A 26735-nucleotide genomic window follows, 5' to 3' on the forward strand; every position below is an offset into this window, starting at 1 on the left:
TGGAGCCCCGGCTGAAGGAGGCCCTGGCGGGCGGCACCTGACCAGCGGCCACGCTCGAACACCGCTCAGTCCCGCACCAGCAACTCGGTGGTGCCGCTGCGCCGCAGCAGATCGCCGAGCACCAGCAGGTCGTTGCCGTGGATCAGGCCGATGCAGCCGTCGGTGCCGCTGCCCCGCCCCCGTCCGGCGCTGGGATCGTGGTGGATCCCCAGGCCCCGGCGGGCGGTGGGGAAGTCGGGCTCCAGGCCGATCCAGAGAAACCGGCCGAGCTCGGCCTCATCGGTCGGGTCCACGGGCGTGATCTCGGTGACGGAGTAGCGCCCCAGCGGCAAAGGCGCCTTGCTGCCCAGGCGGTCACGGTCGCCCTCCTGTCGCCGCGCGCGTCCCACCAGGGCTTCGTAGGCCCGTGGCGGCTCGCCGGGGAGAAGCAGCCGCAATTCCCAGATCGGATCGCCGCTGATGGGCAGCTGCCGCTCGGTGCGCACCAGCACCATCTGACCGCCGCTTCCAGCCGCCAGGGCCCTGGTGGCGGGGCCACCCGGGGGCGCCACGAGACCCCAGAGAAGGGTCAGCAGGGCCAGAGCGGTGGATCGCTTCATGGGCAGGACGGGACCGGTGCCCGTGTTACTGCCCCGGCACGGGTGCCACAAGGGCGGGGCAGCCGGTCCTGGAAGGCTCAGTCCCGCCCATCCCCATCCCGGCTGATCGTCACCAGGGCCGGAGCGAACAGGAACACCGTGTCCCCCAGCCGTTCCGACTGACCGTCCATGGCGAAGACGCCACCGGAGACGAAGTCGATGGTGCGCTGGGCCTCCTCCGGCGCCATCGCGCTGAGGTGGAGCACCACCGTCTTGAACTGCTGCACCGCCAGCACCGCATCGACGGCTTCCTCGAAGCGGCCCGGTGTCATCACCACCACCTCGTGAAACCAGGTGCCGAAGGGGGTTTCCATCACCCCAGGTTGCCGCAGTCCGGCCCCCCCCACCAGCACCGCCTCAGGCGAGCACGGCGATGGCGTCGATCTCCACCCGCGCCCCCTTCGGCAGGGCCGCCACCTGCACGCAGGCCCGCGCCGGAGCCACCCCCGCGCCGAACACCCCGGCATAAAGGGCGTTGACCCGGGCGAAGTCGTTCAGATCCACGAGGTACACCGTGGTGCGCACCACCTGCTCAGGGCCGCAGCCGGCGGCGGCCAGCACCGCCTGCAGATTGGTGAGCACCTGCACGGTTTCGGCCTCCACGTCGCCGTCCCCCACCAGGGTGCCGCCTGCCGGATCGAGGGCGATCTGGCCGGAGCAATAGAGGACGCCACCGGCGACCACGGCCTGGTTGTAGGGGCCCACCGGCGCGGGGGCGGCCTGGGTATGGACCGGATGAGACAAGGGCCTGTGCCTTTCGTCACTACCGCCAGCGCTGGAACTCATGACGGGTGACAATGCAGGACTGGGATCTTATGGCTTCTTCCACCACCATCGCCACGCCTGCTGCCACTCCTGCCACCACGGCTTCGAACCCCGGGGAGAGCACCGGCCGCGCCCCCCGCGACCACGTCCGCATCGATGACCTCTGGTATCGCTACCCGGGTCGCGATGGTTCTGCCTGGACCCTCAAGGGGATCGACCTCGTCCTTGGTGCGGGAGAACTGGTGGGTCTGCTGGGCCCTTCCGGCTGCGGCAAGACCACCCTGCTGCGCCTGATCGCCGGCTTCGAGCGCCCCGGCCGCGGCAGCATCCGCATCGGCGGACAGCAGGTGGCGGGTCCGGAGCGACTGCTGCCCCCCGAGCGGCGGGGTGTCGGCATGGTGTTCCAGGACGATGCCCTCTTCCCGCACCTGGATGCCTGGCGGAATGCCTGCTTCGGCCTGCGCCGCGGCCAGGACACGGCCCGGGTGGCCTGGCTGCTCGATCTGCTGGGCCTGGGCGGGCTGGAACGCCGCTACCCCCACGAACTCTCCGGCGGCCAGCGCCAGCGCCTGGCCATGGCCCGCGCCCTGGCGCCGTCCCCCTCGGTGGTGCTGCTGGATGAGCCCTTCTCCAACCTGGATGTGGAGGTGCGGCTGCGGCTGCGCAGCGAGCTTCCAGCCGTGCTGGCCCGCTGCGGCGCCAGCGGTCTGATGGTCACCCACGATCCGGAGGAGGCACTGGCGATCTGCGATCGGGTGGGGGTGCTGCGTGACGGGGTGCTGCACCAGTGCGCCCCGCCGCGGGAGCTGGTCGACCAGCCCGCCACCGCCTTCGTGGGCCAGTTCGTGCTCCAGTCCAACCTGTTGCCGGCCCGCTGGCGCGGCCGCCGGCTGCAGACCGTGCTCGGGGACCTGGAGCTGCTTTCCAGGGGGGAAGACGGCCGCGAATCACCGGAGGCCGTTGAGGTGATGGTCCGCCCCCAGGCCCTGGAGTTCCTGCCCGAGGAGGAGGGGCCGGCCTGGATCACCGGCCGGGAATTCCTCGGCCGGGAATGGCTCTACCAGGTGCAGCTCGGTGACCACCGGCTGCGCTGGCGGGCGCCCCTGGAGGCCGACCACCCCCACGGCCGTCGGGGCCGGTTGCGTTTCCGCGCCGGTGAGTCGGCGCTGCTGTTCCCGGGTGGGCGGTCGCTGGTGACCCTACCCCAGGGACGCAGCGCCGAGAGCCTCAGCTCCCCTCCCTGAGGCCGGCCAAGGGGCGGCGCCTCAGCAGCAGCAGGGTGCAATCGTCCTCGAGGTGCTGGCTGCTGGTGAAGCCCCGCAGGCTCTGGCGCAGCCCCTGGATCAGGGTGTCCAGGTGGGCCTGATCCGCTTCGGCCAGCAGGCCCTGGCACCCCTGCACACCGAAGGGCTCCCCATCGGTGACTCCGTCGGTGTAGATCATCAGCAGGTCGCCGGGGGTGAGCTGCAGGGACAGGCTCTGGGAAGTGCGGCCGGCAAAGACGCCCAGCAACGCCCCCTTCGGCATCGCAATCGGAGGCACCTCCCCGTCCTGCAGCAGCAGGGGCGGGCAGTGGCCTCCATTGGAATAGGTGAACAGGCCGGAGGTCACATCCAGATAGCCACAGAACATCGTCACGAAAAGCGCGGCCTCGTTCTCATCGGCGAGGCTGTCATTGAGGCGGCGCAGAACGGCGTCCGGCGATGTTTCGGTGTTCGCCAGGATCCTCAGCTGTCCCACCGAGCGCGCCATGAACAGGGCCGCGCCGAGACAGTGGCCGGACACATCCCCGATGCAGACGAACAGCCGGTGGCTGTCGACGAAGAAGGCATCGAAGAAATCCCCCGCCACCGTGGTGGCCGACTCCATCAACGTGGCGACCTCGATGTCCGGATGCCCGGAGAACAGACAGCCCTGGGGCGGCAGCATGTTCAGCTGCAGGTCCCGCGCCAGGTCGAGATCCTTGCGCAGGTGGGAGAGCTCCAGGGCTTCCCGCTGGGCCTCCAGTGTCAGCTGGTTGGTGAGCCGGGTGCGCTCCACCAGGGAAATCATCATGTTGCGGGCCGGCCATCGATGGCGGAAAACTCGCCGATGCACTGACCGATGGGAATGGCCATCCCTTGCTGCGGTAGCCGTCGCCGCCGAGGTGGACCGTGACCGTTCCGGCCAGGATGATGAAGATGTCCTCGTTGCTTTGCCCCAGGCTGAGCAGCACCTGACCCGCTGCCAGAGACAGAAGCTGGCAGCGTTGAACCGCCGCCAGCAACACGTCCTCCCTGACATCCCGGAAGAGGGGAATGTCCTTGTTAGGGCAGGGAAGTGGTGGTCGAGGGGTCCAGGGTGGGTGGGGGCTCGACGCACATTCCCGATCAGGGGTCTTTGGAAAAGTAGATGCCGAGCTTCAGCACGTTCCTGTCCCCGGCCCTCTGGTAGCTGCGTTCATCCATGAAGCGATGCACCAGCAGCAGGCCGAGACCGCCGGGTTCGGCCTCCTGCAGCGTGCGGGGCAGGGGCCCGCGGCTGACGCCGAGGGGATCAAAGGCCGGGCCGGCATCGACGATGGTGGGGGTGGCCAGACCCCGATCGCCGCAATCGGCCAGCTCCAGGGTGAGATCCACCGGACAGTTGACGTCGGCGGCCCCGCCGTGGTCGATCAGGTTGGCCAGCACCTCGTTGAGGCAAAGGTCTAGCTTGCCGGTGGGCCCGGGGGGAACGGCCTCTTCCTGACAGCGTTCTGCGAGCCACTCGGAGCAGCGCCGCAGTTCCAGGGGGCTGGGCTGGACCGAAAGGGTGGGGGCGTCGGGCTGGGGTGGCGCCATCGATCAAGCCTCAGGCCGACGCCTTCACCAGCTCATTGTTGCCCAGCAGGATCACCATGCGGCCGCCTTTCTGATCCAGGGCACGGGCGCTGGAGATGATGTTGCGGATGCCGATGGAGGCCAGAAAGCTGACGTCGCGAAGGTCAAGAATCACCGGCAATGGTTTGATGGCCGTCAGCGATGTGAGCTTCAGGGCAATGTCTTCCATGCCCAGCATGTCGAGTCGATCTGCCAGAACAACTTTGCGGAGCTTGATGGAGCCATCGGCCTCCAGGACATCGTCCGAACGGATCGAAGCCGTCTGCATCATGACCCCTGGAAATTGAACCAAGTGACATGACCTGGGTTGTGCCGCTGACCGACAAGTCGGGCTCTGCGTTGTGTTGTGCAATACATTCCTGTCCAGAGACGTCACCTTTCTCGCCCTAATCCGTCGCCGGTTCAGTCCGACCAGTCATTCTTGCTGCGCCGCAGGGCGGCCAGTTCCTGGCCATCCGCCGCTCGCATGAACAGGTTGGTGCGGCGTTCCTCGCCGATGCTGCTGGGGATGGTGGGCCTGTCCTGGGCCCGGGCGCGCAGCACCGCAGCCAGCCGTTCGGCGATGGCCCCATCCCCCGGTTGCTGGGCAGCGGCCCAGCGCAGGTTCGAAGCGGTGTACTCATGGGCGCACCACACCCGGGTCGTCTCCGGCAGCGCCGCCAGCAGCCCCAGGGAGTGGTGCATCTGCTCGGGGCTTCCCTCGAACAGCCGGCCGCAGCCGGCGGCGAACAGGGTGTCGCCGCAGAAGAGCTCCCCCTGCAGGGGCAGGTGGAAAGCGATGTGGGCGCGGGTGTGGCCCGGCACCGCCAGCACCTCCACCGGCTGGCCCAGCAGGGTGAAGCGATCGCCATCCGCCACCCCCCTGGTCTGGAAGGGGATCCGCTCCCGGTCGGAGCGGGCCGCCACCACCTCCGCCCGGGGCCATTCCTCCAGCAGTCCGGGGGTGCCGCCGATGTGATCGCTGTGGTGGTGGGTCTGCAGCACTGCCACCAGCTCCAGATCCCGCTGCTTCAGCCAGGCGATCGCCGGGGGGGCCACCGCCGGGTCCACCACCGCCGCCTGCCGGCCGTCGTGGAGCACGAACAGGTAGTTGTCCCGCAGCACCGGCAGCAGCGCCACCTGCAACGGGGCCTGGGGTCCGGCTTGGGCATGATCCGGCATCGTTACAGTCCAGGTTGCAGCTGGCTTCCATGATCACCGCCAACCAGCGGTCCCCGATCACCGTCGCCCTGGCCAAGGGCGCCCTGCTGAAGGATTCGGTGCGCCGCTTTCAGGCGGCCGGGCTGGATTTCTCCGATTTACTGGAGGAGGACAACCGCCTGCTGATGGTGCCGAGCCGCTGCGGCAGGGCCAGGGCCCTGCTGGTCCGCAACGCCGATGTGCCGGTGTACGTGGCCTATGGCCAGGCCCAGCTCGGGGTGGTGGGCTACGACGTGCTGCGGGAGCACCAGCTGCCGGTGGCCCAGCTGGTGGATCTCGGCTTCGGCGGCTGCCGGATGGCGGTGGCGGTGAAAGCCAGCAGCGGCTACCGCCGCGCCGCGGATCTGCCGGCCCACTGCCGCGTGGCCAGCAAGTTCACCCGCTGCGCCGAAGCCTTCTTCGAGCAGCTGGATCTGCCGGTGGAGCTGATCCACCTCACCGGTTCGGTGGAACTCGGTCCGATCACGGGCATGTCCGAGGCGATCGTCGATCTGGTGGCTACCGGCCGCACCCTGCGCGACAACGGCCTGGTGGCGATCGAGGATCTGTTCACCAGCACGGCCCGGCTGATCGGCCATCCCCTGGCCCTGCGTCTCGATGACGGGGCCCTTCAGGGCCTGGTGGAGCGCGTCGCTGCCGTCCCGCTAGCGGTCCGATGAGCAGCCTCGATGGCCAGCGACTGCGGCGACTGCTTCCTTACCTGGGCCGGGATCGCAAGCGCCTGCTGCTGTCCCTGCTGCTGCTGATCCCCCTGGCCCTGGCGGCCTCGGTTCAGCCGCTGCTGGTGGGCCAGGTGATCTCCAAGCTCCGGGGCGAGGAGGTGCTGCCCTGGCTGACCCCCCTGCCGGTGCCGACGGCCCTGCGGGTGCTGGTGGCGATGCTGCTGGCGGCGGTGCTGCTGCGCCTCTCCCTGCAGGGCACCCAGACCTACAACGTGCAGGTGGTGGGCCAGCGCCTCACCGCCCGCATCCGCGACGACCTGTTCCGGCATGCGATGGCCCTGTCGCTGCGCTTCCACGACCGCACGCCGGTGGGCAAGCTGCTCACCCGCCTCACCAGCGACGTGGATGCCCTGGCCGAGGTGTTCGGCAGCGGCGCGGTGGGGGTGCTCTCCGATCTGGTCACCCTGCTGGTGATCGGCCTCACCATGCTCTCGATCGAGTGGCGGCTGGGGCTGCTGCTGCTGGCCAGCCAGGTGCCCGTGACCATGGGGGTGCTGTGGTTGCAGGGCCGTTACCGCAAGGCCAACTACCGGGTGCGGGAGGAACTGGGCCAGCTCAACGCCGACCTGCAGGAAAATCTGCAGGGCCTGGAGGTGGTGCAGATGTTCCGCCGCGAGGCCGTCAACGGCGAGCGCTTCTCCCACACCACCGACGCCTATCGCCGGGCCGTCACCGGCACGATCTTCTACGACAGCGCCATCTCCGCCTTCATCGAGTGGGTGGCCCTGGCGGCGGTGGCGATGGTGCTGGCCCTCGGCGGCGCCATGGTCACCGGTGGGGCGATGGGCCTGGGCACCCTGACCACCTTCATTCTTTTCTCCCAGCGGGTGTTCGACCCCCTGCGCCAGCTGGCGGAGCGCTTCACCCAGATCCAGGGGGGCCTCACCGCCGTGGAACGCATCGGTGAACTGCTCGAGCAGCCGATCGAGATCGCCGATCTGCCCAGCAGCCAGCGCAGCGCCGCCGCTGTGGTGTCAGGGGCGGAACGCTTCAGCCCCGGCGAGGTGGAGTTCGAGAACGTCTCCTTCGCCTACCGCCCTGACGATCCGATCCTCACCGATCTCTCCTTCCGCATCGCCCCCGGCGAGCACGTGGCGATCGTGGGCCCCACCGGGTCCGGCAAGACCACCGTGATCCGGCTGCTCTGCCGGCTCTACGAACCCCAGCAGGGCACCATCCGCCTCGATGGCGTGGACATCCGCGAACTGCCGATCGCCACCCTGCGGCGGCGCCTGGGGGTGGTGCTGCAGGACACCTTCCTGTTCAGCGGCAACGTGGCGGAGAACCTCCGCCTTGATTCGGCCATCAGCGATGCGGATCTGGAGCGCCTCTGCGCGGACCTCGGCCTTGGCCCCCTGCTGGCCCGGCTGGGGGATGGGCTGGCCTCCGAGCTGCGGGAGCGGGGCGGCAACCTCTCCTCCGGCGAGCGCCAGCTCCTGGCGGTGGCGCGGGTGGCGATCCGCGACCCGTCGGTGCTGGTGATGGACGAGGCCACCGCCTTCATGGATCCCTCCACGGAGGCCACCCTGCAGCGGGACCTCGACACCCTGCTCAGCGGCCGCACCGCCATCGTCATCGCCCACCGCCTGGCCACCGTCGAGGCCGCCGACCGCATCCTGGTGCTGCGCCGCGGCCGCCTGATCGAGGAGGGCAACCATCGTGAACTGCGGGCCGTCGGCGGGCTCTACGCCCAGCTGGCGGAGCTGCAGGAAAAGGGGCTGGCCACACTCTGAGGCCCTTGGGTCTGGGCGGGGAGCTCCAGCTCCTCCTCCAGCCACATGTCGATCAGGGCCGCCAGCTCGCGGGGGTTCTCGACCATCGGCAGGTGGCCGAGCCCTGGAAGGATCGCCAGCTGGTGGTCGGGGCTGTAGCCGGCCAGGTGGCGCACGTAGCGGGGTTGCATCACCCGGTCGCGGCTGCCGGCGAGCCACAGGCTGGGCACCTGGAGTTCGGCCGTGAGCCTGGGCAGCTGGCGAACGGCGCCCCGGTTGGTGCTGCAGGCCAGCAGCCCCTGGGCGGCGCGGCCGTCCGCCAGCAGCGGGCTGCGGATCGCCTCCGTGCCCGGCAGACGGGCCAGCCAGGACGGCCGCCAGCGAAGGAAGGCGGCCCCGCCGCTGCGCACCCGGGCGAAGGGGCGGGGCTGGAAAACACCGCCCCCCGCCGCGATCTGCACCAGGCCCCGCAGCTGCCCCCCCAGCAGGGGCGCTGCATGCAGCGCCACGCTGCCCCCCAGCGAGTGACCCAGGAGCACCACCGGTCGCCCGGCGGCTTCCCGCTGGACGGCCTCGGCCAGCCAGCGGCCGTAGCTGGCCAGGCTGGCCTGCAGTCCCCGGGGCCGTTGCGTGCCGCCAAAGCCGGGCAGATCAGGGCACCACAGCGACCAGCGCGGCGCCAGTTCCCGCCGCAGAGGATGCCACAGCCGGCCCGCCAGCAGCCAGCCATGGACGCCGACCAGCAGGGGCCAATCAGAGTTGGCGGAGGAGACGCTCAGGACAGTCGCTGGCTGGAGTCCCTACCCTGCCGCAGTCCGGCCTGCATCCGTCAGGATCTTCAGAACGCGTAGCCCCCACGCCGTGCCCGAGACCCTGCCGCTGATGACCGATCTCTATGGGTCCGGGCACCGCCTCTGCGCCACCCCCAATCCCAGTCTGGAGCTGGTGCTCAGCCAGGCACGCCCGATCGACCTGATCGAGCTTGAGGCGCTTTGCGATGCGGTGGGCTGGAGCCGTCGTCCCCTGCGGCGCGTGCGCAAGGCTCTCCAGAACAGCCTCCTCCAGGTGGGGCTCTGGCGCCATGACGCCCGTCTGCCCCGGCTGGTGGGCTTCGCCCGCTGCACCGGTGACGGGGTGGTGGAGGCCACCGTCTGGGATGTGGCGGTCCATCCGCGCTACCAGGGCGCCGGCCTGGGCAAGGAGCTGATGGACTACGTGCTCGAGCAGTTGCGGGCCATGGGCATCGACCGGGTGAGCCTGTTCGCCGATCCCGACGTGGTGGGGTTCTACGCCGCTCAGGGCTGGGAGCTGGAGCCGCTGCAGCGCCGCTGTGCCTTCTGGTATGCCCCCTGAGGGCCCGGCCCGTAGTAGCGCTGGGCAAGCTGCGCCGCCGGTGTGCCGCGGCGCCAGGCGCGTCTGAGACGGGCGTTGGCCAGCACCGTCTGCCACACCCCCAGCCGCTGCCAGCGCCGGCTGTTCACCCGCAGGGCCGGGGCCAGGAGGCCGATCCTGGCCTGGCGACGCAGGCGCTGCACGAACTCCAGGTCCTCCATCAGCGGCAGCGGCGCGATTCCGCCGGCGGCGTCATGGAGCCGCCTGGCCAGCAGCAGCCCCTGGTCGCCGTAGGGCAGCTGGCGCCAGCGGCTGCGCAGTTCCACCGCCAGCTCCACCAGGCGCAGGGATGGATCATCGCCGGCGATGCGCAGCCGGAAGGCCCAGGCGCCGGTCTCGCCGGCGGCGATCGCCGCTGAGATGGCCCTGGCCCACCCCGACGGCAGGCGCACGTCCCCGTGCAGCAGCAGCAGCCAGGTGCCCGCGCTGCGGGCCACCCCGGCGGCCAGCTGGCCGCCACGGCCGCTGCTGTCGTGGAGCACCCCGGCGCCGGCCAGGGCGGCCAGCCGCGGGGTGCCGTCCCGGCTGCCGCCATCCACCACCAGCACCTCCCGCACCAGCTCCGGTGCCGTGGCCAGATCCGCCAGCAGGGCCGGCAGGCCCCGGGCCTCGTTGCGGGCGGCGATCACCACGCTCAGGGGCGGCCTCATCGCCAGGGGTCCAGGTCGGCGGGGCGATCGAGGTCGTGGCGCTCCGCCAGCAGGGCCGCCTCCAGGCCGGCCTGCCTTGCCAGCGCCAGGGTCTGTGCCAGCACCCGGTCGCTGCCCCAGGCGATGCCCGTGAACAGCTGGGGCGTGGCCCGGCGCCGGCCGATCAGCCAGTAGCCCCCGTCGCCGGCGGGGCCCAGCACCAGGGCTCTGTGCTCCAGGACCTGGAAGGCCTCCACCAGATCCTCGGCCGCCAGGGCCGGCAGGTCACTGCCGATCAGCACCACCGCCGCTGCCCCCTCGCGGCAGCCGCGCAGCAGCTGACGCTGCAGCCGCAAGCCCAGGCTGCCGCTGCCCTGGGCCACCACCCGGTCGACGCCGAGCAGGCGTCCCCAGCGCAGGGCCGCCCGGGGGCCGAGGCCGCTCGCCGCCAGCACCAGCTCCAGCCCACCGCCCTGGCCCCCGGCGCCTGCGGCCGACGCCAGGGCCCTGCGGGCCTCGGCCGCGGCGGCCAGCCCATGCTGGGTGAGGCGGGCCTGGATGGCGGCGGCCCTGGCCCTGCCCACCCCGGGCACCAGCCGGCTCTTGCAGCGGCCCGGCGCCGGCCAGCGGGCCAGCATCACCAGTTGCGCTGGTCGGGTCCCCCGACCTCTCGGCGGCCTCAACCCTCGCGCGGCAGTTCGGCGGGGCGGACGGTGAGGTTCTGCCGGGAGCCGTTGCGCAGCACCGTGATCGCCAGGGGCTCGTCCACCCTGCCCCGATCCACCCCCAGCTGCACCTCCGAGGCGTTGCGGACGGCCTTGTCGCCCACCTTCTCGATCAGATCGCAGGGCTTCAGGCCGCCCAGGGCCGCGGGGCTGTTGGCCATCACCTCGACCACCACCACGCCGTTCACCTCCGGCAGGCGGCACTCGTTGGTGGTGGCGTTGATCTCCTTGGCCAGCTGGGGGGTGAGGGCCTGGAGGCGCACCCCGATGTAGGGGTGGCTGGCGTAGCCGCGCTCGAGGATCTGGGCGGCGATCTGGCGGGCCGTGTTGATCGGGATCGCGAAGCTCAGCCCGGCGCCCGGCGCCTGGCGGATGGCGGTGTTGATGCCGATCACCTGGCCGCGGTCGTTGATCAGCGGCCCGCCGCTGTTGCCGGGGTTCACGGCGGCGTCGGTCTGGATGTAGGGCACCCGCTGGCCCTCACCCACGGCGTTGGTGCGCTGGATGGCGCTGATGATCCCGGCCGTGACCGTGTTATCGAGGCCGAGGGGGTTGCCGATGGCGATCGCCCATTCCCCCGGCCGCACCTTGTTGGAATCGCCCAGGGTGGCGACCGGCAGCTTGGAGGCCACCACCTTGACCACCGCCACGTCGGTCAGGGGGTCGGCCCCCAGCACCTTGCCGGTGAAGCTGCGGCCGTCGGGCAGGGTCACGCTCACCTCGCTGGCCCCCTCGACCACGTGGGCATTGGTGAGCAGCACCCCGTCGGAACGGGTGATGAACCCCGATCCCTGGCCCTGCTGCTGCTGGATGGCCGGACCCCGGCCGAAGATGCCGCCCAGGGGGTTCACGGTGCGTTTGACCGTGTCGATGCGCACCACGGCCGGGCCCGCCTTCTCGACCGCGTCGACGATCACGGAACTGCTGGGCTGCAGCGTCGGCGCTGGGGCCGCATCGCTGATGGGGGCCTGCTCGGGCTTGGGCAGGCCCGGGAGTGCCAGACGGGTGCCGGTGCAGGAGGTCAGCAGGCCTGCCGTGGCCACCTGGAGGCTGAGGCGGAACAGGAAACGGGGCTGAACCATCGGTGGCGGACGGGCGTCGCTGAAGGATTCATTAAAGACGAACCTCCGGGCCCGGGATGCCTATATTCGGCCATCGCGTCGTGGGCTCCTGGTGCAGCAGGGTGATCAGCTGTGGCACAGGGTGAGCCAGGATCTTCAGGGCAGGCTCAGCAAACCGACCTACGAGACCTGGATCCGGCAGGCTCGCTGCCGGGATTTCGCCGATGGCCTGCTGCGCCTGGAGGCCCCCAACAGCTTCGCCTGCGGCTGGCTGCGCAAGAACTATCTGGTGATGATCGCCGCGGTGGCCAGCGAGCACGCCGGCCGGCAGGTGCGGGTGGAAGTGGAGGTGGCCCCGGATGCCGAACCCCTGGGCGAGCTGCCGGAGGTCGTCGCTGAGAACGGCGGCCCGCTGCCGCAGCCGGTGCTGGAGCCCCCCCTGCGGGCGGCCGGCCCGGCCGGTGGTGCCGGTGGTGGTGGCGCCACCCGGACGGTGCCGGCCCCCCTGCGCCTCGGGGCGGGCCTGAACACCCGCTACGTGTTCAACCGCTTCGTGGTGGGGGCCAACAGCCGCATGGCCCATGCCGCCTCCCTGGCGGTGGCGGAGGCCCCCGGCCGGGAGTTCAACCCCCTGTTCATCTGTGGCGGGGTGGGCCTGGGCAAGACCCACCTGATGCAGGCCATCGGCCACTACCGGTTGGAGATTGATCCGGACGCCCGCGTGTTCTACGTCTCCACCGAGACCTTCACCAATGACCTGATCCAGGCGATCCGCAAGGACGGCATGCAGGCCTTCCGCGATCGTTACAGGGCGGCCGACCTGATCCTGGTGGACGATATCCAGTTCATCGAGGGCAAGGAGTACACCCAGGAGGAGTTCTTCCACACCTTCAACGCCCTGCATGAGGCCGGTCGCCAGATCGTGATCGCCAGCGACCGGCCCCCCAGCCAGATTCCCAAGCTCCAGGAGCGGCTGATTTCCCGCTTCTCGATGGGACTGATCGCCGACATCCAGATCCCCGACCTGGAGACCCGGATGGCGATTCTGCATAAGAAGGCCGAAGCGGAGCAGGTGTCCCTGCCCCGGGAACTGATCCAGTACATCGCCGGCCGCTTCACCTCCAACATCCGTGAACTCGAAGGCGCCCTCACCCGGGCCGTGGCCTTCGCCTCGATCACGGGCCTGCCGATGACCGTGGAATCGCTGGCGCCGATGCTCGATCCGGTCGGTAATGAGGTGGCGGTCACCCCCCAGCAGGTGCTGGAGAAGGTGGCGGAGGTGTTCGAGGTGCGCATCGACGAGATGCTCAGCCCCAGCCGCAAACGGGCCGTCAGCCAGTCCCGTCAGGTGGGGATGTACCTGATGCGCCAGAACACCAACCTGTCCCTGCCGCGCATCGGCGAAGCCTTCGGCGGCAAGGATCATTCCACCGTGATGTACGCGGTGGAGCAGGTGGAGAAGAAGCTCAGCTCCGACCCAGCCCTGGCCCGCCGCGTGCAGCAGGTGCGGGACCTGCTGCAGATTGCCTGTCGTCAGCGCCGCTGAGGCTGAGGCTCAGCCGGCGCCGGTGAGGGGCCGGGCCGGATCCAGCCCCTCCACTTCCCCGTGGAACACCCGGCTGGCGATGATGTCGTCGGCCTCGATCGTCATCAGGTCGGTTTTGGTCAGGGCGTGGCCCATGCCGCTGAACAGCCGGTTGGCCTGGCGCATCCGGGCCCGGTCGATGGCGTTGCGGATCGAGCGGGCATTGGCGAAGAAGGGCAGCTGAATGCGGCGTTGGATGTACTCGGCGAAGGCCGCACCCGCCTCCGCACTGAAGCGGTAGTTCTCCGCCGCCAGGATCAGCTGGGCGATCGCCAGAAGTTCCGGGGCGGTGTAGTCGGGGAAGTCGATGTGGTTGGCCACCCGCGAGGAGAGACCCGGGTTGCTCTGGTAGAAGATGTCCATCCGCTCCTTGTAGCCGGCGAAGATCACCACCAGATCGTTGCGGTTGTTCTCCATCACCTGCAGCAGGATCTCGATCGCCTCGGCGCCATAATCCCGTTCGTTCTCGGGTCTGTAGAGGTAATAGGCCTCGTCGATGAACAGCACGCCGCCCATCGCTTTTTTGAGCATCTCCCTGGTTTTCGGGGCGGTGTGGCCGATGTACTGGCCCACCAGATCGTCGCGGGTGGCCGTCACCACATGGCCCTTGCGCACATAGCCGAGCCCGTGCAGGATTTTCGACATGCGTTCCGCCACGGTCGTCTTGCCAGTGCCGGGCCGGCCGGTGAACGACATGTGCAGGCTGGGCGGTGCCGTGTCGAGCCCCACCTGGGTGCGGGCCCGGTTGATCACCAGCAGGGCGGCGATTTCCCGGATCCGGGCCTTCACCGGGCGCAGGCCGATCAGTTCCCGGTCGAGCTGGTCGAGCACCTCCTTGATGCCGGCGGCGTCGTAGGCCGCCCGCAGGTCCACCAGGGTCGACTCCTGGGGCACGGCTTCCCCAGCCACGTCGGCAGCCTCGTCGCTAGAGGAGCCCATCGATGGCCTTGGCGAAGGTTTCCTCCGGTTCGCCGATCGGGTCCTCGTCGGCTTCGGCGCGCAGCGTGAGGTTCACGTAGGTGCGCCCGAAGCTGATGTCGGGGAAGCGGCCCTCCTGCTCCGAGAGGCCGTTCAGGCGCTCCAGGAAGGTGCGGGTGCGTTCGTAGTCATCGAACTCGATGCGGCGCTCGAGCCGATCCGGTCGGGGCCGTCGGGTCCAGGGCTGATCCATGGACCCGACCTTAGATCAGCCCGGATCATCGAGACAGTCGGTGCGGGCCACGCAGAGGCGGGCGGCCCAGGCGGCGGCGTAGGCCCGGTTGGCCGCCTGCTGCGCCGGGACGTCGCTGTCGAGCGGATGGGGGAAGGTGCCGGCGATGGCGGCGTTGGTGACGCAGAACATCGCCTTCTGGAACGTCATGCAGATCTTCACCCGCACGTCCCCGGCGCCGCGGATGCCGGCCAGGTAGGTCTGGTGCAGACGGTCGGGCAGGTGGCGGTACATGTCCTGCATCAGCAGGCTGGGCGGGATGCCCGAGCCCATGGTGGGCAGCGGGTCGGCGTAGAGGGCGCCATACATGAACTGGGCCTGGTCAGGGGAAATCTGCTGGGCCTGGGCGTTGAAGGACACGGTGCCCAGGAACGGCGTGCCGCGCAGGAACACCGCTTCGACGTAGGGCACGGCCACATCCATCAGGAAGGTGAGGCCCGCCTCGGGGGGGAGCACCCAGAAGCGGCTGCCGGCGATCTCCACCGCGTAGGTGATCGGGGCCCCCGCCGCCGCCACCAGGCCCTCCTTGATGAACGTGACCACCGCGGCGATCGAGTCCACCCGCCCGTCCCGCTCGGCCCTGGCCAGATCGATGAACAGATCGCTCATCACCCGCCAGAACTGGCCCAGGGCATGGGTGGTGGCCGCCGAGCGGATCAGTTCGCCCAGGAACTGGGGAAACAGCGGGTTGAGGGCCGCCAGCAGGGGGTCGCGCCGGGTCTTGCGGGCCACGATGGCGGCGCAGTTGGCCGCAAAGGCCTCGCTGTCGAGGTAGGCATCGAGGCCACCGGTGCCGTGCCAGAGCATCGCCTTCTGGCAGTACTCCGCATATTCGAAGTTGATCCGGTCGTGCAGGAGATGGCGCCAGATCTTCGCCGGGCTGTGGTCACCGTCGAGGAAGCGGAACACCGGGAAGGGATTCAGGAACTGCTTCTCGGCCTGGTAAATGAGGTTGATGCTGTAGGCATCCAGCACCTCCCCGTAGCTCTCCAGCACGTCCACCACCTGGCTCAGGTGATCGGGGGACTCAGCCAGCAGGGTGCGTCCGGCCAGCAGTGTTTCCACCAGGTCGTCACTGGAGGGAAGCCCGCCGCTGAAGGTGAGGGGCGGCTTTGGAGAACGGGGGATCGGTCTCATGACAGCAGCCCTCCGCCCTGAATCGCCGCCACCAGGGCCGGCAACTGAGCCATGGCGGTGGTGGCCTGTTCGCTCAGCTTGCCCAGCCCCCAGGGCAGCACCCCCAGGCCCACCACACCGCTGGCCAGGGCCAGGGCAGGCAGGGTTTCGCGCAGGGCGACCGCCGGCAGGCGCACCTCGAGGCGGGAATCGGCCACAGGATCGCCGCTGGGTGGGGTCACCGCCAGGCGGCCGAAGAAGGCCCGGTTCACCAGCAGCAGGAAGTACACCGCCGTGAGCCCGGAGCCCACCATGCACAGCAGGGTGGCCAGCGGGAAGGCGGCGAGGCTGCCGCGGAACACCAGGAATTCGGAGATGAAGCCCGCCATGCCAGGCATGCCGGCGCTGGCCATTACCCCCAGGATCATCAGGGTGCCGGTGAAGGGCAGGCCCCGCTCGGGGTTGAGCAGGCCGCGCAGCACCTCCAGGTCCCGGGTGCGGGTCTTGCGGTAGACCACGCCCACCAGCAGGAACAGCAGGGCAGAGATCAGCCCGTGGCTGACCATCTGGAAGACGGCCCCCAGCAGACTCACAGGGGTGGCGGCGGCGGCGGCCAGCAGGATGTAGCCCATGTGGCCCACGGAGCTGTAGGCCACCATCCGTTTCATGTCCCGCTGGGCGATGGCCGCCAGCGAGCCGTACAGCACCGACACCGCCGCCCAGCCCGCCAGCCAGGGCGCGAGCAAGGCCCAGGCCTCAGGGAACAGGCCCAGGCAGAAGCGCAGCAGCCCGTAGGTGCCCAGTTTCAGCAGCACACCCGCCAGCAGCACCGACACCGGCGTGGAGGCCTCGGTGTGGGCATCGGGGAGCCAGGTGTGGAAGGGCACCAGGGGGATCTTGATGGCAAAACCGATCAACAGCGCCCCGAGCAGCACCAGCTGGGTGCCCATGCCCAGCTGGGCGGTGGTCACCGGGTTGATGCCGAAATCGGCTTGGCCGGTGACCAGGGCCAGGCCCAGGAAGGCCCCCAGGATCAGCACGCCGGAGATGGCGGTGAAGATCAGGAACTTGGTGGCCGCATAGCCCCGGTTGGCGCCGCCCCAGATCGAGATCAGCAGCCAGAGGGGAATCAGCTCCAGCTCATAGAAGAGGAAGAACAGCAGCAGGTTCTCGGAGAGGAAGGCCCCGTTCACCGCGCCGCTGATCCCGAGCAGCAGGGCGAAGTAGAGCCGGGGACGCTGGCTGAGGTCGCGGGTGCAGATCGCCGACACCAGGGTGAGGGCGGCGTTGACCAACACCAGCGGCATGGCCAGGCCATCGACCCCCAGGCGGTAATCGAGGCCGATGCTGTCGACCCAGGCGAAGGACTCCTGCAGCTGCAGGCCCGGATCGCTGACATCGAAGACCAGCAGCACCCGCAGGCTCCAGAGCAGTTGCAGGACCAGCAGGCCAAGGGCGGCGCGGCGGATGCGCTCGGTGGCCAGCTCGCCGGGCCAGCAGAGCAGGCCGAGGGCGCCGGCGAAGGGAATCAGCAGCAGGGCGCTCAGCATGGTTCCGCCTCAGCCCCCCAGCCAGGAGAGGCTGCCGATCAGCACCACGATCGCGGCCACCACGGTGAAGACGTAGGTCTGGAGACGGCCGCTCACCCCCAGTTTCAGGCTTTCGGCCGAGGCCATCGAGACGTCGGCGATGCGGTTGACCAGCCCGTTCACCACCAGTTGGTCGAAGCCATTGGTGATTCGGGCCAGGCCGGCCACGAAGGCCACGATCGTGGCCCGGTAGATGCGGTCGGTATAGAAGTCGAAGGCGAGCAGGTCCTGCAGGACACGCAGGGGCTGGCGCACGGAGCGGGACCAGAAGGTGTCCAGGGGGATCAGGCTGCCGGCCAGCAGGCCGGCCAGGCCGCTGCCCACCAGCGCCAGGGCCGTGCCGCCCGAGAAGGCACCGATGCCGGGGACGCGGTCGATGCGCGCCATCACCAGCGGGGTCACCAGCACCAGCACCGCGACGGTCACCATCGGCAGGGCCATCAGCCAGTTCACCTCCGGTGTCCGGCGGGTCTTGGGGTGGGGGCACCCCATGAACACCTGACGGTAGACCCTGGTGAAGTTGAGGGCCGTCAGGCCGTTGGTGAGCAGCACGACGGCGGCGAAGAAGGGGGCCCTGGAGCTCAGCCCCTCCACCATCAGGCCGAAGCTCCAGAAGCAGCCCAGGGGCAGCAGGCCGGTGAGGCCGGCCGCCCCCACCAGGAATCCGCTGGTGGTGGCGGGCATGCGGGAGCCCAGGCCGCCCAGTTCGGTGAGGTCCTGGCAGTTGGTGGTGGCGATGACGCTGCCCACGCTCATGAACAGCACGGCCTTGGCCACCGCATGGGAGAAGAGCAGCAACAGGGCAATGAAGGGCTGCTGCAGGGCGATGGCCACGAACACCAGCCCCAGGTAGGAGGTGGTGGAGTAAGAGCAGGCCCGCTTCAGGTCGACCTGGGAGATCGCCACCAGGGCACCGCCCAGCGCACTAATGGTGCCCACCGCCAGCAGCACATCGATCGCCACCGGCGAGATCAACAGCAGCGGCATCACCTTCAGCAGCACCACCGCACCACAGGTGACCACCACGGAGTTGCGCAGGATCGACGCCGGGTTGGGCCCCTCCATGGCCTCATCCAGCCAGAGGTGCATCGGGAACTGGGCGCATTTCCCCATCGGTCCGGCGATCAGCCCCAGGCTCAGCAGGGTGGCCCCCAGGGCCGGCAGGGTCTGGTGGGCCGACCAGGCGTAGAGGTCGTTGAACTCCAGCGATCCGGCCAAGGCCGACAGGGTGACCACGCCCATCAGCAGGAGCACGTCCCCCACCCGCTTGGTGAGGAAGGCATCACGGGCGGCGGTGACCACCAGGGGCTGGGCGTACCAGAAGCCCACCAGCAGATAGGTGGAGAGGGTGAGCATCTCCAGCAAGAAATAACTCATGAACAGGTTGCTGCTCAGCACCACCCCTGCCATGGCCCCTTCGAAGAAGCCCACCAGGGCATAGAACCGCGCCAGGGACCATTCCTTGTCGAGGTAGCCGAGGGCGAACACCTGCCCCACCAGGCTCATGAACGTCACCAGCTCCAGGGCCGCCAGGTTGGTGAGGGAGAGATCGAAGCCGATGCGCAGGTCCAGGTCGGCCGCTGCGAACCAGGCGATGTCGAGGTGCTGGGGGCCGAGGGCCAGCACGTCACGCAGGACGAGGCTGCCGTGCAACACCGCCAGCAAGGTGACCAGCAGGTTGAGGTAGGCGGCCGGACGGGGACCGTTGCGTCGGATCCAGCCGGTCGCCCAGGGCAGCGAGAGCACCATGCCGCTGAATCCGTAGAGCGGAATCAGCCAGCTGAGCTGGATCGACAGGGGAAGGGTGTCCGGCAAAGGGAGGGACGTCAGAAGGTGGCCCGTTGCAGGGAACGGGACTGGGCGTTGCCCAGGCTGTCCAGCCAGGCTGCCAGCGCTTCCCCATGCTGCTGTTCTTCGTCCCTGAGGGTTCGGAAAAAGGCCTCATTGTTGCGATCGCCGATCAGCAGACAGAAGCGCGTGGCTTCGGCGTAGTGCTGGATCAGATCCTGTTCGAGGTCGGCATCGAGGCGCAGCAGACCCACCAGATCGGCGGCGTGGCCGACGGGCCGCAGCTGGGAGGCGGCCGGGGCCACCCCCAGCTGAAGCATGCGCTGCACCAGCCGTTCGGCATGCCGCAGTTCTTCGACCGTTTCCTGGCGAAACTGTTCAGCGGCGTCGGCCTCGCCCCAGAGCTCCACGAGGGAGGCCTGGGTCATGTACTGCTGCACGGCGGACAGCTCCAGGCTCAACGCGCGGCCCAGGTAGCCGAGGACGCGCGGATGGGCGGCGTCCATGGGCATCAGCCCCTGCGGCCGACGCCGGAGGCCGCCAGGGCAGGCTCCACTTCGCTGTGGGGACGGGCAATGATGTGGGCGGCCACCAGGCCGTCGCCCACCCGCTCGCAGGCATCGGCTCCGGCCCTCACGGCCGCGTTCACGGCACCGGTTTCACCGCGCACCATCACGGTGACGTAGCCGCCGCCGACGAACTCGCGGGCGATCAGGGTGACCTCGGCGGCTTTGGTCATGGCATCCGCCGCTTCGATCGCCGGCACCAGGCCACGGGTTTCGATCAGACCGAGGGCGATGCCGTGGATGGTGGGGGCCATGGAGGGGGTACGGGGAGTGGGGGTCGTGGGGGGGGTGCCGGCGCCACCGCTGCCGCGGCGGCTGGGGCTGGAGGCGCTGGAGCGGGCGGTGGTGGCGGGAGTCCGCCGCAGCTGGCGGGCCGGTGCGGTGGCGCGGGCCGCCCGGGGGGCCTTGGTGGCCGCCGCCGGTTTGGCCACCGGTTGGGATGCCGCCGCTGGTGGCAGCGCCGGCGGGGTGCCGCCCCCGGCTGGCCCTGCGGTGCTGCCAGCCACGGGCGGTGGAGCCGCCGCCGGTGTCGCCGGTTTGGCGGCGGCCGGCGCCGGAGCGGAAGTGGCCGGCTGGGGGGTGGCGTCGGGACCGGTGCGGGGGGTGCGGCTGGCCATGGGACGGGCGCGGGGATGAGGAACAGGACTGCTGATGATCGACAGGAGGCAGGCCGCCAGGGGCGGTACCCCCCGGCGCTTACCCGTCCGGCTCCCAGAAATCGATGATGCCGCCGATGGTGAGGTCGGTGTGCGTCTCCGGGTTGCCACAGGCGAAGCGTGCGGCCGAACCACTGGCGGTGAACACCCAGTTGCCGGGGGCGGCACCGACGGGGTCCACGGCGACGCTGAGCTTGCCCTTGGGGCTGCGCAGCACCCGCAGGTTCCAGTGTTCCAGGCCGGGGACCCGCTGGGAGCAGACCAGGGAACCGGTGACCTGCATGATCTCCATCAGGCGGCACCTCCCTGGGTGGCCGCGGCACCGCTTGGGGGCGGGCTGGGCTTGCCGGCGTCGGGGTCCCAGTGGTCGATGATCCCCACGATCGTGAGATCGCTGGGGTAGGACTTGCTGCCTGCAGCCTCACGGGCCGCCGAGCTGCCCACGCAGATCACCCAGTCGCCAGGGATGCAGCCCACCGCATCGACGGCCACCTTCTGGGTGCTGCCGTCCTGAACCACCTGGAGGTGCTTGTGCTCGAAATCAGGGATGCGGTTGGTCGAGACAAGGGGCTTGACCACTTTGCAGATCAACATGGTCAGTGCCCTCCTGCGGTGGTGAGGCTGATGGTGGAACCTACCGCCTCGGCGGGCGTGTGCCGTTCCTGGTCGCGCACGGTGAGCAGGGCATGCAGCAGGCCCTGGGCAAAAAGATCCGGGTAACGGTTCTCGATCGCTTCCTGCACCCGCTGGGCATGGCGCACCGCCCGCTCCCGGGCACCGGGCACCTTGCCGTTGTAATCGAAGCGCACCACCACCGGCACCGGCAGGCCGCGGGAGACGTTGAGGCCCTTGAAGATCTTCACTCCCACGTCCATGTCGGGGGCCCCCTCCTCAACGGTGTCCATGTAGGCGAAGTAGGTGAGGTTGCGCAGGTGGATCTCCTTGAAGCCGATCCCCACGCCGATGAAGCGCTCGGCATGGCCGGCATCGGCGTAGTGGCCGTGGTGGTACTGGCGCACGTAGTCGATCTGGGAGATGTTGTGCTCCAGGAGCCGGGCAATCAGCCGCACCATGCCGGGATCAGGGGTGCTCGCTGCCGCCGCCGTGGCCAGCTCGGCGATCCGGCGCCTGGCCTCCTCGGGGTGCAGGTGGCGCGTCGCCTCATACACCGTGGTGGCATCCAGCCAGTGATCCAGGCGGGTGCTGCCATCCATGCCCGGCACGTGAACCCGGATGGCGTCGGTGTCGGTGTCGATCCCCAGCAGCAGCAGGTCGACGGAGGCGCCGCAGCAGAAGCTGTTCTCCACGGCCTGCTGGAACTCCATCAGCCGCGCTCGGCCGCAGCTGGCGGCCAGGGCGTCATCACTGCCGTGGGCGGCGCAGCCCTCGTGGGACGGGTCACGGGAACTGAAGTGGTACAGCACCACCTTCAGGTAACGGGTGTCGTCATGGGCGGGGTTGGGAACGCCCTCCCGGTAGCGGCGATGTTCGGTCTTGACCCAGCGGTTGACCGTGTTCTCCACATCAAACAGGGCACCGGCATGGGGGCGGCGGCGCACCGAGCTGAACGGCAGCCTCAGGGCAAAGGCGATGGCATGGGCCAGGCGTCCATCGGCGCAGGGGGTGGCATCCAGCAGGTGGAAGCCACAGGAGAGCAGGAAGGCGTTGAATTCCGCCGCCGCCGGGCTGCCGGGTTGGCCCTGCAGGGGATCGTTGCGGAAAAACCCGTCGCTGGTCTGTTCGTAGGTTTCGAAGACGCACCAGGCGAACAGGCTGCGCATGTCGAGCTGGCTGACCCAGGCCTTCTCCAGGATCGGCAGGGGCAGGCTGAACCCCAGTTCGGCCTGGGCCAGGGCCTGGGCGCGCGCGACGAAGTCATCCTCGTGCTGCAGGGCCGACAGGCGCTTGAGCACGGGCACGATCCGATCGAAGGCGTCCTTGACGCCGCGGTCGTAGCCCTCGAGGGCCGCGTTGGCGGCGCTGTCCGTCAGCGGATGGAGGCCCGACGCCCCCTGACCGAGCCGGACAGCCGCCAGGCGCCGGGAGAGATCGGCGCCACCGGAAGCGTCGGTCCGGCGCCGGGGGGCGCTGGGGGCAAGGGGACGGATCGTTGGAGCCGGGCGGCGGGGCATCAGGGATCAGCCCCGGGCTCCGCCGGAGACCGTGATCAGGGAACCGGAGTTGGTGCTGCCGCTGGATCCGGTGATCTTGTTGGTGGGCTCGGGCAGGGCCTCGTTGCGCTTGTTCTGGAAGCCGGGCATGGCCGACATCGGGCCAACCCTGCTGGGGTTGCGGCGACGGGCCGAGGCCCCTTCGGTGCCGGTGACGTGCTTGCCCCGATCCCAGTCGTCACCGGTGATGTTCAGGCCGGCGGAGATGCCTTCGCCGGTGACTCGGGAGGTGGGACGGGCATCCTCATCGACAGTCACCGGAGCTGCCGCCGCCGGCGGGCGGAGGCGCACCCGATCCTGGGCGGGACGGTCGAAGCGGAACTGTTCGGTGCCGGTCACCTTGTCGGCGGCCATGTCGAACGGTCCGGTGATGCGGTTGCCCTGCTCGTAGCTGTTGCCGGTAACGCCACCGGGCCGCTGGCGGGAGCTCTGGGCCGTCTGGGCGGCGCGGGCCGGGGACTGGACACTGAACTGCTGCCAGGGCTGACCAGTGAGGGGCTGGGGGAAGTCGGCGTCCTGGCTAACGGCGGCGCCGCAGGCTTCTGCCAGCTGGTCGCCGCCGATGTAGGGGGTGCCGGTGATGTCCTCGCAGGCGCCGCGCTCGGCACCGGTCATGACGCCGCCGACGCCAGGCTGAAGACCGGTCATCACGGTGCCCATGCGCACCGGGGTGCGCTGGCGGATCTCGGTCAGCCGGTCGGAGGAGCACCAGGTACCCGCCTGCTCCATGCCGGCGTAGGGGGTGCCGGTGACCGCCTTGCAGGTGCCGGGTTCATCGCCGGTGACCTTCTCGGAACGGCCGGTGCGGGTGCCGCTCACCACCATCGCCTTGTTGGTGACGCTGAAGCCCACCTTGGCCGCTTCCGGTGCCGGCTTGGTGCCGCAGAACTGTTCGAACTGCTGGGTGCCGATGTATTCGTCGCCGGTGACCAGGCGGCAGGAGCCCGGCTCGTCGCCGGTGACGTGCTCACTGCGGCCCACGTGGGTGCCGGTGATGCCGGTGCCCCGCAGGGTGTGCAGGCTGCTGACCTTGGCGGGGGCACGGCCAGGCACCTGGGCCTGGTCGTCCATGTACTGGGTGCCGGTGAGCTGGCGATTGGCACCCGGCTCGTTGCCGGTGACTTTTTCGGAGCGCTCCACGCTCACCCCGGAGACCGGCCGGCCCTCGGTGGTGCGGGTGAAGGCCACCTTGCGGGGGGAGGGAGCGGGGGCGGAGGTGCCGCACCAGGCGGCGCTCTGGTTGGCGGAGATGTACTCGGTGCCAGTGACGTTTTTGCAGGTGCCGGGCTCGTCGCCGGTGACCTTCTCGGAACGACCGACCTCGTTGCCCGTGACCCGGTTGCCGTGGCTGGTGGCGCTCACCCGCACCTTGGCGGGCTGCAGGGGGGTGGGATCGCTCTGGCAGAAGGTGCGGAAGATCTCGGCGCCCATGTACTCAGTGCCGGTGACCGGCCGGCAGGTGCTGGCCTCGTTGCCGGTGGTCTTGAGGGAACGGTTGGCCTGGGTGCCGGTGACCACCTGGCCCCGGGCCGTCTCGCTCACACCCACCTTCCAATGGGCATCGGCGGCGGCATCGATCTTGGCCTGGCCGCGTCGGGGCCCGGTGGGACGGGAGCCACCGCTGCGGGAGCTGCCGGCGGAGCCCACCTTGCACTTCAGTTCGCGCACCTTCTGGGCCAGCTCGCGGCTGCTCATGTCGGGGTTCGCCTGGCGAGCCACCGAGGCGGCGACGGCGCTGGTGGGGGCGCTGGCGGATTTGCCCCGCTTGGAGAGGGCCTCGCGCCGGGCCATGACGATGGCCCGGCTGGGGTTGTGCTGGGCGGTGCGCTTGGCGGTGCCGCGGCGCTCGCCGTTCCGCGAATTTCGGTTGGCCAGGGAGGCCCCGAGGCCGGCGGAAGAGCTGGTGCTCACGGCGGCGGCGGCCGCCGCCTTGGCGTCCTTGCAACCGCAGGGGCGGTCGCTGGCGGTGGCCGCGACGGGGGTGGCGGCGCTGGCCTTGCTGGCGCGCATCGCCTCCTGGCGGGTGCGGTCGCTGGAGGTGTCGGCGCGCTTGCCGCGGCGGGAGAGGGCTTCCCTGCGCTCCAGCACCAGGTTCCGGCTGGGGTTCGCCAACGGCTTGGCGTTGCTGCGATGGCCGGAGCCGGAGGAGGCGCTCAGGGAGGAAGCACCCCCACGACGCGCGGTGGGGGTGGGGCGCTGGGGCGCCGGGGCAGCGGCGACAGGTGCGGCACTCACCGTTTCGGGGCGGCTGCGCTGGGCGTCAGCGGCCGTGCGCACCCTGCCCGGGGAGGACATGAACTGGGCGGAGGCTTTCTTGCCGCCGTTGGTGAGGGCCTTGCGGCGCTCCAGAGCTGCTTCCCGACTGGTGGTCCTGGCCATGTCCGCCCCGTGAATGGATGATCAAAAGTGATGGATCCCGACCGCCGGTCGGGATCCGCTGGAACCGCTGGATCAGCGGCCTTCGAACACAACGAAGCAGGCACCCTGACTCTGGGTGTAGGCGTCGTAGCCGACGAGGCGCACGTGATGGTCCGGATAGGCCCGGTGGCAGGACTCCAGTTCGTTCACGATCACACCCAGATCCTTCTCACCGAAGAAGGGCAGCTTCCAGAACGACCAGTAGGTGGCCATGGAGCGGCTGGGGTGGACGTGCTCGACCAGGGGGCTCCAGCCCTGGGCAATGATGTAGGCGATCTGGTCGTAGATCTCGTCCTGGGTCATCGGCGGGAGGAAGCCGAAGGTCTCCAGGGTGGCGACTGTTTGATAGTCACCCACGGTGCTCTTGAAGGGCATGGGGATCCTTGTGGGGAATGGGATGGGAAGCCCAGCTCCGCTGACCTCCGGTGGGTACACCTTCGGTCAGCGGAGGCAAGGCAGGGGGCCGGATGTCGGCTCAGCCGACGTCGAGTTTGTCGACGGTGTCGAACTCGAATTTGATTTCCTTCCAGGTCTCGAGGGCGATGGCCAGCTCGGGGCTGTGCTTGGCGGCTTCCAGGAGGATGTCGCGGCCTTCTTTCTCGATCTCACGGCCGGCGTTGCGGGCCTTGACACAGGCTTCCAGGGCCACCCGGTTGGCGGCGGCTCCGGCGGCCGAGCCCCAGGGGTGACCGTGGGTGCCACCACCGAACTGGAGCACGGAGTCGTCACCGAAGATGGCGACCAGGGCGGGCATGTGCCACACGTGGATGCCGCCGGAGGCCACGGCGAAGACGCCGGGCATCGAACCCCAGTCCTGATCGAAGAAGTTGCCGCGGGTGCGGTCTTCGGGGATGAAGGATTCGCGCAGCTGGTCGATGAAGCCCAGGGTGGTCTGGCGGTCACCCTCGAGCTTGCCCACCACGGTGCCGGTGTGCAGCTGGTCGCCGCCGGAGAGGCGCAGGCACTTGGCCAGCACCCGGAAGTGGATGCCGTGCTTGGGATGGCGGTCGATCACCGCGTGCATGGCGCGGTGAATGTGCAGCAGCATGCCGTTCTTGCGGCACCACTTCGACAGACCGGTGTTGGCCGTGAAGCCACCGGTGATGTAGTCGTGCATGATGATCGGCTGCCCGAGTTCCTTGGCGAACTCGGCCCGCTCGTACATCTCCTCAGGAGTGGCGGCGGTGCAGTTGAGGTAGTGCCCCTTCTTCTCGCCGGTTTCTTCCTGGGCGAGCTGGACGGCTTCGGCCACGAACTCGAAACGGTTCTGCCAGCGCTGGAAGGGCTGGGAGTTGATGTTCTCGTCGTCCTTGGTGAAGTCGAGGCCACCGCGGAGGCATTCGTAGACCACCCGGCCGTAGTTCTTGCCGGAGAGGCCGAGCTTGGGCTTGATGGTGCAACCCAGCAGGGGACGGCCGTACTTGTTCATCCGGTCGCGTTCGACGTGGATGCCGTTCGGCGGGCCGGGGCAGGTCTTGATGAAGGCCATCGGGAAGCGGATGTCTTCCAGACGCAGGTGTCGCAGGGCCTTGAAGCCGAACACGTTGCCCACCAGGGAAGTGAGCACGTTGGTCACGGAGCCTTCCTCGAACAGGTCGAGGGGGTAGGCGATGAAGGCATAGAACGACTCCTTGTCACCAGGGACGTCTTCGATGCGGTAGCAGCGGCCCTTGTAGAAGTCGAGATCGGTGAGGAGCTCGGACCACACAGTGGACCAGGTGCCGGTGGAAGACTCGGCGGCCACGGCGGCAGCCACTTCTTCCTTGGGAACACCTTCCTGGCCGGTGCACTTGAAGCAGGCCAGCAGGTCGGTGTCGAGGGGGACGTAATCGGGAGTCCAGTAAGTGTCGCGGTACTCCTTGACCCCGGCGTCGTACTTCTTGCTCATGGGATTGTTCGGATGGGTTCGGATGAAAAATCAGAGGGTCGCCTTG

The 26735-nt window shown here is 69.5% G+C and carries 30 protein-coding genes; 6 read left to right on the plus strand and 24 right to left on the minus strand.

From position 1 onward, the window contains the following. Positions 1 to 65 precede the first annotated feature (65 nt). The 3 genes from KBZ12_RS05215 to KBZ12_RS05225 all read right to left on the minus strand — a co-directional run bounded on the left by KBZ12_RS05215 (position 66) and on the right by KBZ12_RS05225 (position 1424). Positions 66 to 599, minus strand: a complete 534-nt coding sequence (locus KBZ12_RS05215; protein ID WP_254956799.1) for a L,D-transpeptidase — start codon at positions 597 to 599, stop codon at positions 66 to 68. A gap of 77 nt (positions 600 to 676) precedes the next feature. Continuing rightward, positions 677 to 952 carry a cell division protein SepF gene (locus KBZ12_RS05220; RefSeq protein WP_254956800.1) on the minus strand — a complete coding sequence of 92 codons (276 nt, stop codon included), beginning with the start codon at positions 950 to 952 and terminating at the stop codon, positions 677 to 679. A 43-nt stretch (positions 953 to 995) separates the two neighbouring features. Continuing rightward, positions 996 to 1424 (minus strand): RidA family protein, encoded by a 429-nt coding sequence (locus KBZ12_RS05225; protein WP_254956801.1) that lies wholly within the window; start codon positions 1422 to 1424, stop codon positions 996 to 998. A 29-nt stretch (positions 1425 to 1453) separates the two neighbouring features. On the opposite strand from KBZ12_RS05225, the gene KBZ12_RS05230 reads away from it, so the two are divergent. Next, positions 1454 to 2647 (plus strand): ABC transporter ATP-binding protein, encoded by a 1194-nt coding sequence (locus KBZ12_RS05230; protein ID WP_254956802.1) that lies wholly within the window; start codon positions 1454 to 1456, stop codon positions 2645 to 2647. Here the strand turns inward: KBZ12_RS05230 and KBZ12_RS05235 are convergent. The 4 genes from KBZ12_RS05235 to gloB all read right to left on the minus strand — a co-directional run bounded on the left by KBZ12_RS05235 (position 2631) and on the right by gloB (position 5422). After that, positions 2631 to 3458, minus strand: coding sequence for a PP2C family protein-serine/threonine phosphatase (locus KBZ12_RS05235; protein ID WP_254956804.1), 828 nt, complete (start codon positions 3456 to 3458; stop codon positions 2631 to 2633). The genes KBZ12_RS05230 and KBZ12_RS05235 overlap by 17 nt on opposite strands. A 314-nt stretch (positions 3459 to 3772) precedes the next feature. Next, entirely contained in the window at positions 3773 to 4222 is a 450-nt protein-coding gene (locus tag KBZ12_RS05240; protein ID WP_254956805.1) for an ATP-binding protein, read from the minus strand. A 10-nt stretch (positions 4223 to 4232) separates the two neighbouring features. After that, positions 4233 to 4637 (minus strand): STAS domain-containing protein, encoded by a 405-nt coding sequence (locus tag KBZ12_RS05245; protein ID WP_254956807.1) that lies wholly within the window; start codon positions 4635 to 4637, stop codon positions 4233 to 4235. Between the two features lie 26 nt (positions 4638 to 4663). Then, positions 4664 to 5422 (minus strand): hydroxyacylglutathione hydrolase, encoded by a 759-nt coding sequence (gene gloB, locus KBZ12_RS05250; protein ID WP_254956809.1) that lies wholly within the window; start codon positions 5420 to 5422, stop codon positions 4664 to 4666. Between the two features lie 29 nt (positions 5423 to 5451). On the opposite strand from gloB, the gene hisG reads away from it, so the two are divergent. Together hisG and KBZ12_RS05260 are read left to right on the plus strand one after the other, a co-directional pair. Continuing rightward, a complete protein-coding gene (gene hisG, locus KBZ12_RS05255) occupies positions 5452 to 6120 on the plus strand; it encodes an ATP phosphoribosyltransferase (protein WP_254956811.1) in 669 nt (222 codons plus the stop codon). Then, the gene (locus KBZ12_RS05260) at positions 6117 to 7916 is read left to right on the plus strand and encodes an ABC transporter ATP-binding protein (protein WP_254956812.1); all 1800 of its coding nucleotides are present in this window, start codon (positions 6117 to 6119) and stop codon (positions 7914 to 7916) included. Before hisG ends, KBZ12_RS05260 begins: the two co-directional genes overlap by 4 nt. On the opposite strand, the gene KBZ12_RS05265 is transcribed toward KBZ12_RS05260, so the two are convergent. Then, positions 7868 to 8674, minus strand: a complete 807-nt coding sequence (locus tag KBZ12_RS05265) for an alpha/beta hydrolase (protein WP_315859280.1) — start codon at positions 8672 to 8674, stop codon at positions 7868 to 7870. The two genes, KBZ12_RS05260 and KBZ12_RS05265, sit on opposite strands and share 49 nt — an antisense overlap. 103 nt (positions 8675 to 8777) lie before the next feature. On the opposite strand from KBZ12_RS05265, the gene KBZ12_RS05270 reads away from it, so the two are divergent. After that, positions 8778 to 9248, plus strand: a complete 471-nt coding sequence (locus KBZ12_RS05270; protein ID WP_254956968.1) for a GNAT family N-acetyltransferase — start codon at positions 8778 to 8780, stop codon at positions 9246 to 9248. Here KBZ12_RS05270 and KBZ12_RS05275 read toward each other — a convergent pair. The 3 genes from KBZ12_RS05275 to KBZ12_RS05285 are packed head-to-tail and all read right to left on the minus strand — an operon-like array spanning position 9191 to position 11723. Continuing rightward, positions 9191 to 9937: a TIGR04283 family arsenosugar biosynthesis glycosyltransferase gene (locus tag KBZ12_RS05275; RefSeq protein WP_254956814.1), complete on the minus strand. Its 747-nt coding sequence runs from the start codon at positions 9935 to 9937 to the stop codon at positions 9191 to 9193. The genes KBZ12_RS05270 and KBZ12_RS05275 overlap by 58 nt on opposite strands. After that, positions 9934 to 10554, minus strand: a complete 621-nt coding sequence (locus KBZ12_RS05280; protein ID WP_254956816.1) for a TIGR04282 family arsenosugar biosynthesis glycosyltransferase — start codon at positions 10552 to 10554, stop codon at positions 9934 to 9936. The genes KBZ12_RS05275 and KBZ12_RS05280 overlap by 4 nt, the downstream gene beginning before the upstream one ends. 41 nt (positions 10555 to 10595) lie before the next feature. Then, entirely contained in the window at positions 10596 to 11723 is a 1128-nt protein-coding gene (locus KBZ12_RS05285; RefSeq protein WP_254956818.1) for a trypsin-like peptidase domain-containing protein, read from the minus strand. Positions 11724 to 11811: 88 nt separating this feature from the next. On the opposite strand from KBZ12_RS05285, the gene dnaA reads away from it, so the two are divergent. Next, complete coding sequence (dnaA, locus tag KBZ12_RS05290; RefSeq protein ID WP_254956969.1) at positions 11812 to 13248, plus strand: chromosomal replication initiator protein DnaA; 1437 nt, start codon at positions 11812 to 11814, stop codon at positions 13246 to 13248. 9 nt (positions 13249 to 13257) lie between these two features. On the opposite strand, the gene cbbX is transcribed toward dnaA, so the two are convergent. The 7 genes from cbbX to KBZ12_RS18615 are packed head-to-tail and all read right to left on the minus strand — an operon-like array spanning position 13258 to position 19810. Further along, the gene (gene cbbX / locus KBZ12_RS05295) at positions 13258 to 14226 is read right to left on the minus strand and encodes a CbbX protein (RefSeq protein ID WP_254956820.1); all 969 of its coding nucleotides are present in this window, start codon (positions 14224 to 14226) and stop codon (positions 13258 to 13260) included. Next, a complete protein-coding gene (locus tag KBZ12_RS05300) occupies positions 14213 to 14458 on the minus strand; it encodes a 4a-hydroxytetrahydrobiopterin dehydratase (RefSeq protein ID WP_254956821.1) in 246 nt (81 codons plus the stop codon). The genes cbbX and KBZ12_RS05300 overlap by 14 nt, the downstream gene beginning before the upstream one ends. A 15-nt stretch (positions 14459 to 14473) precedes the next feature. Then, entirely contained in the window at positions 14474 to 15634 is a 1161-nt protein-coding gene (locus KBZ12_RS05305; RefSeq protein WP_254956823.1) for a CO2 hydration protein, read from the minus strand. Beyond that, complete coding sequence (locus KBZ12_RS05310) at positions 15631 to 17163, minus strand: NADH-quinone oxidoreductase subunit M (RefSeq protein WP_254956831.1); 1533 nt, start codon at positions 17161 to 17163, stop codon at positions 15631 to 15633. The genes KBZ12_RS05305 and KBZ12_RS05310 overlap by 4 nt, the downstream gene beginning before the upstream one ends. Before the next feature lie 9 nt (positions 17164 to 17172). Further along, on the minus strand, positions 17173 to 19017 hold the full coding sequence (locus tag KBZ12_RS05315; RefSeq protein ID WP_254956833.1) for an NAD(P)H-quinone oxidoreductase subunit F: 1845 nt from the start codon (positions 19015 to 19017) through the stop codon (positions 17173 to 17175). Positions 19018 to 19028: 11 nt separating this feature from the next. Then, positions 19029 to 19502 carry a ferritin-like domain-containing protein gene (locus KBZ12_RS05320; RefSeq protein ID WP_315859417.1) on the minus strand — a complete coding sequence of 158 codons (474 nt, stop codon included), beginning with the start codon at positions 19500 to 19502 and terminating at the stop codon, positions 19029 to 19031. Beyond that, a complete protein-coding gene (locus tag KBZ12_RS18615; protein WP_143594029.1) occupies positions 19502 to 19810 on the minus strand; it encodes a BMC domain-containing protein in 309 nt (102 codons plus the stop codon). Before KBZ12_RS18615 ends, KBZ12_RS05320 begins: the two co-directional genes overlap by 1 nt. Between KBZ12_RS18615 and KBZ12_RS18620 the strand changes: the two genes are divergently transcribed. Then, positions 19788 to 20192, plus strand: a complete 405-nt coding sequence (locus tag KBZ12_RS18620; protein WP_254956835.1) for a hypothetical protein — start codon at positions 19788 to 19790, stop codon at positions 20190 to 20192. The two genes, KBZ12_RS18615 and KBZ12_RS18620, sit on opposite strands and share 23 nt — an antisense overlap. Before the next feature lie 60 nt (positions 20193 to 20252). Here KBZ12_RS18620 and KBZ12_RS05335 read toward each other — a convergent pair whose 3' ends face one another. The 6 genes from KBZ12_RS05335 to KBZ12_RS05360 all read right to left on the minus strand — a co-directional run bounded on the left by KBZ12_RS05335 (position 20253) and on the right by KBZ12_RS05360 (position 26689). Continuing rightward, positions 20253 to 20504 (minus strand): carboxysome peptide B, encoded by a 252-nt coding sequence (locus KBZ12_RS05335; RefSeq protein WP_216909748.1) that lies wholly within the window; start codon positions 20502 to 20504, stop codon positions 20253 to 20255. Then, on the minus strand, positions 20504 to 20806 hold the full coding sequence (locus tag KBZ12_RS05340; protein WP_254956837.1) for a carboxysome peptide A: 303 nt from the start codon (positions 20804 to 20806) through the stop codon (positions 20504 to 20506). The genes KBZ12_RS05335 and KBZ12_RS05340 overlap by 1 nt, the downstream gene beginning before the upstream one ends. Positions 20807 to 20808: 2 nt before the next feature. Then, the gene (locus KBZ12_RS05345; RefSeq protein WP_254956839.1) at positions 20809 to 22344 is read right to left on the minus strand and encodes a carboxysome shell carbonic anhydrase; all 1536 of its coding nucleotides are present in this window, start codon (positions 22342 to 22344) and stop codon (positions 20809 to 20811) included. Positions 22345 to 22350: 6 nt separating this feature from the next. Further along, positions 22351 to 24762 carry a CsoS2 family carboxysome shell protein gene (locus KBZ12_RS05350; RefSeq protein WP_254956841.1) on the minus strand — a complete coding sequence of 804 codons (2412 nt, stop codon included), beginning with the start codon at positions 24760 to 24762 and terminating at the stop codon, positions 22351 to 22353. Between the two features lie 72 nt (positions 24763 to 24834). After that, positions 24835 to 25176 (minus strand): ribulose bisphosphate carboxylase small subunit, encoded by a 342-nt coding sequence (locus KBZ12_RS05355; protein WP_094586905.1) that lies wholly within the window; start codon positions 25174 to 25176, stop codon positions 24835 to 24837. Between the two features lie 100 nt (positions 25177 to 25276). Then, a complete protein-coding gene (locus KBZ12_RS05360; protein WP_254956843.1) occupies positions 25277 to 26689 on the minus strand; it encodes a form I ribulose bisphosphate carboxylase large subunit in 1413 nt (470 codons plus the stop codon). Positions 26690 to 26735 lie beyond the last annotated feature (46 nt).

The sequence above is a fragment of the Cyanobium sp. Cruz CV13-4-11 genome (assembly GCF_024346055.1).
GTDB lineage: Bacteria > Cyanobacteriota > Cyanobacteriia > PCC-6307 > Cyanobiaceae > Cyanobium.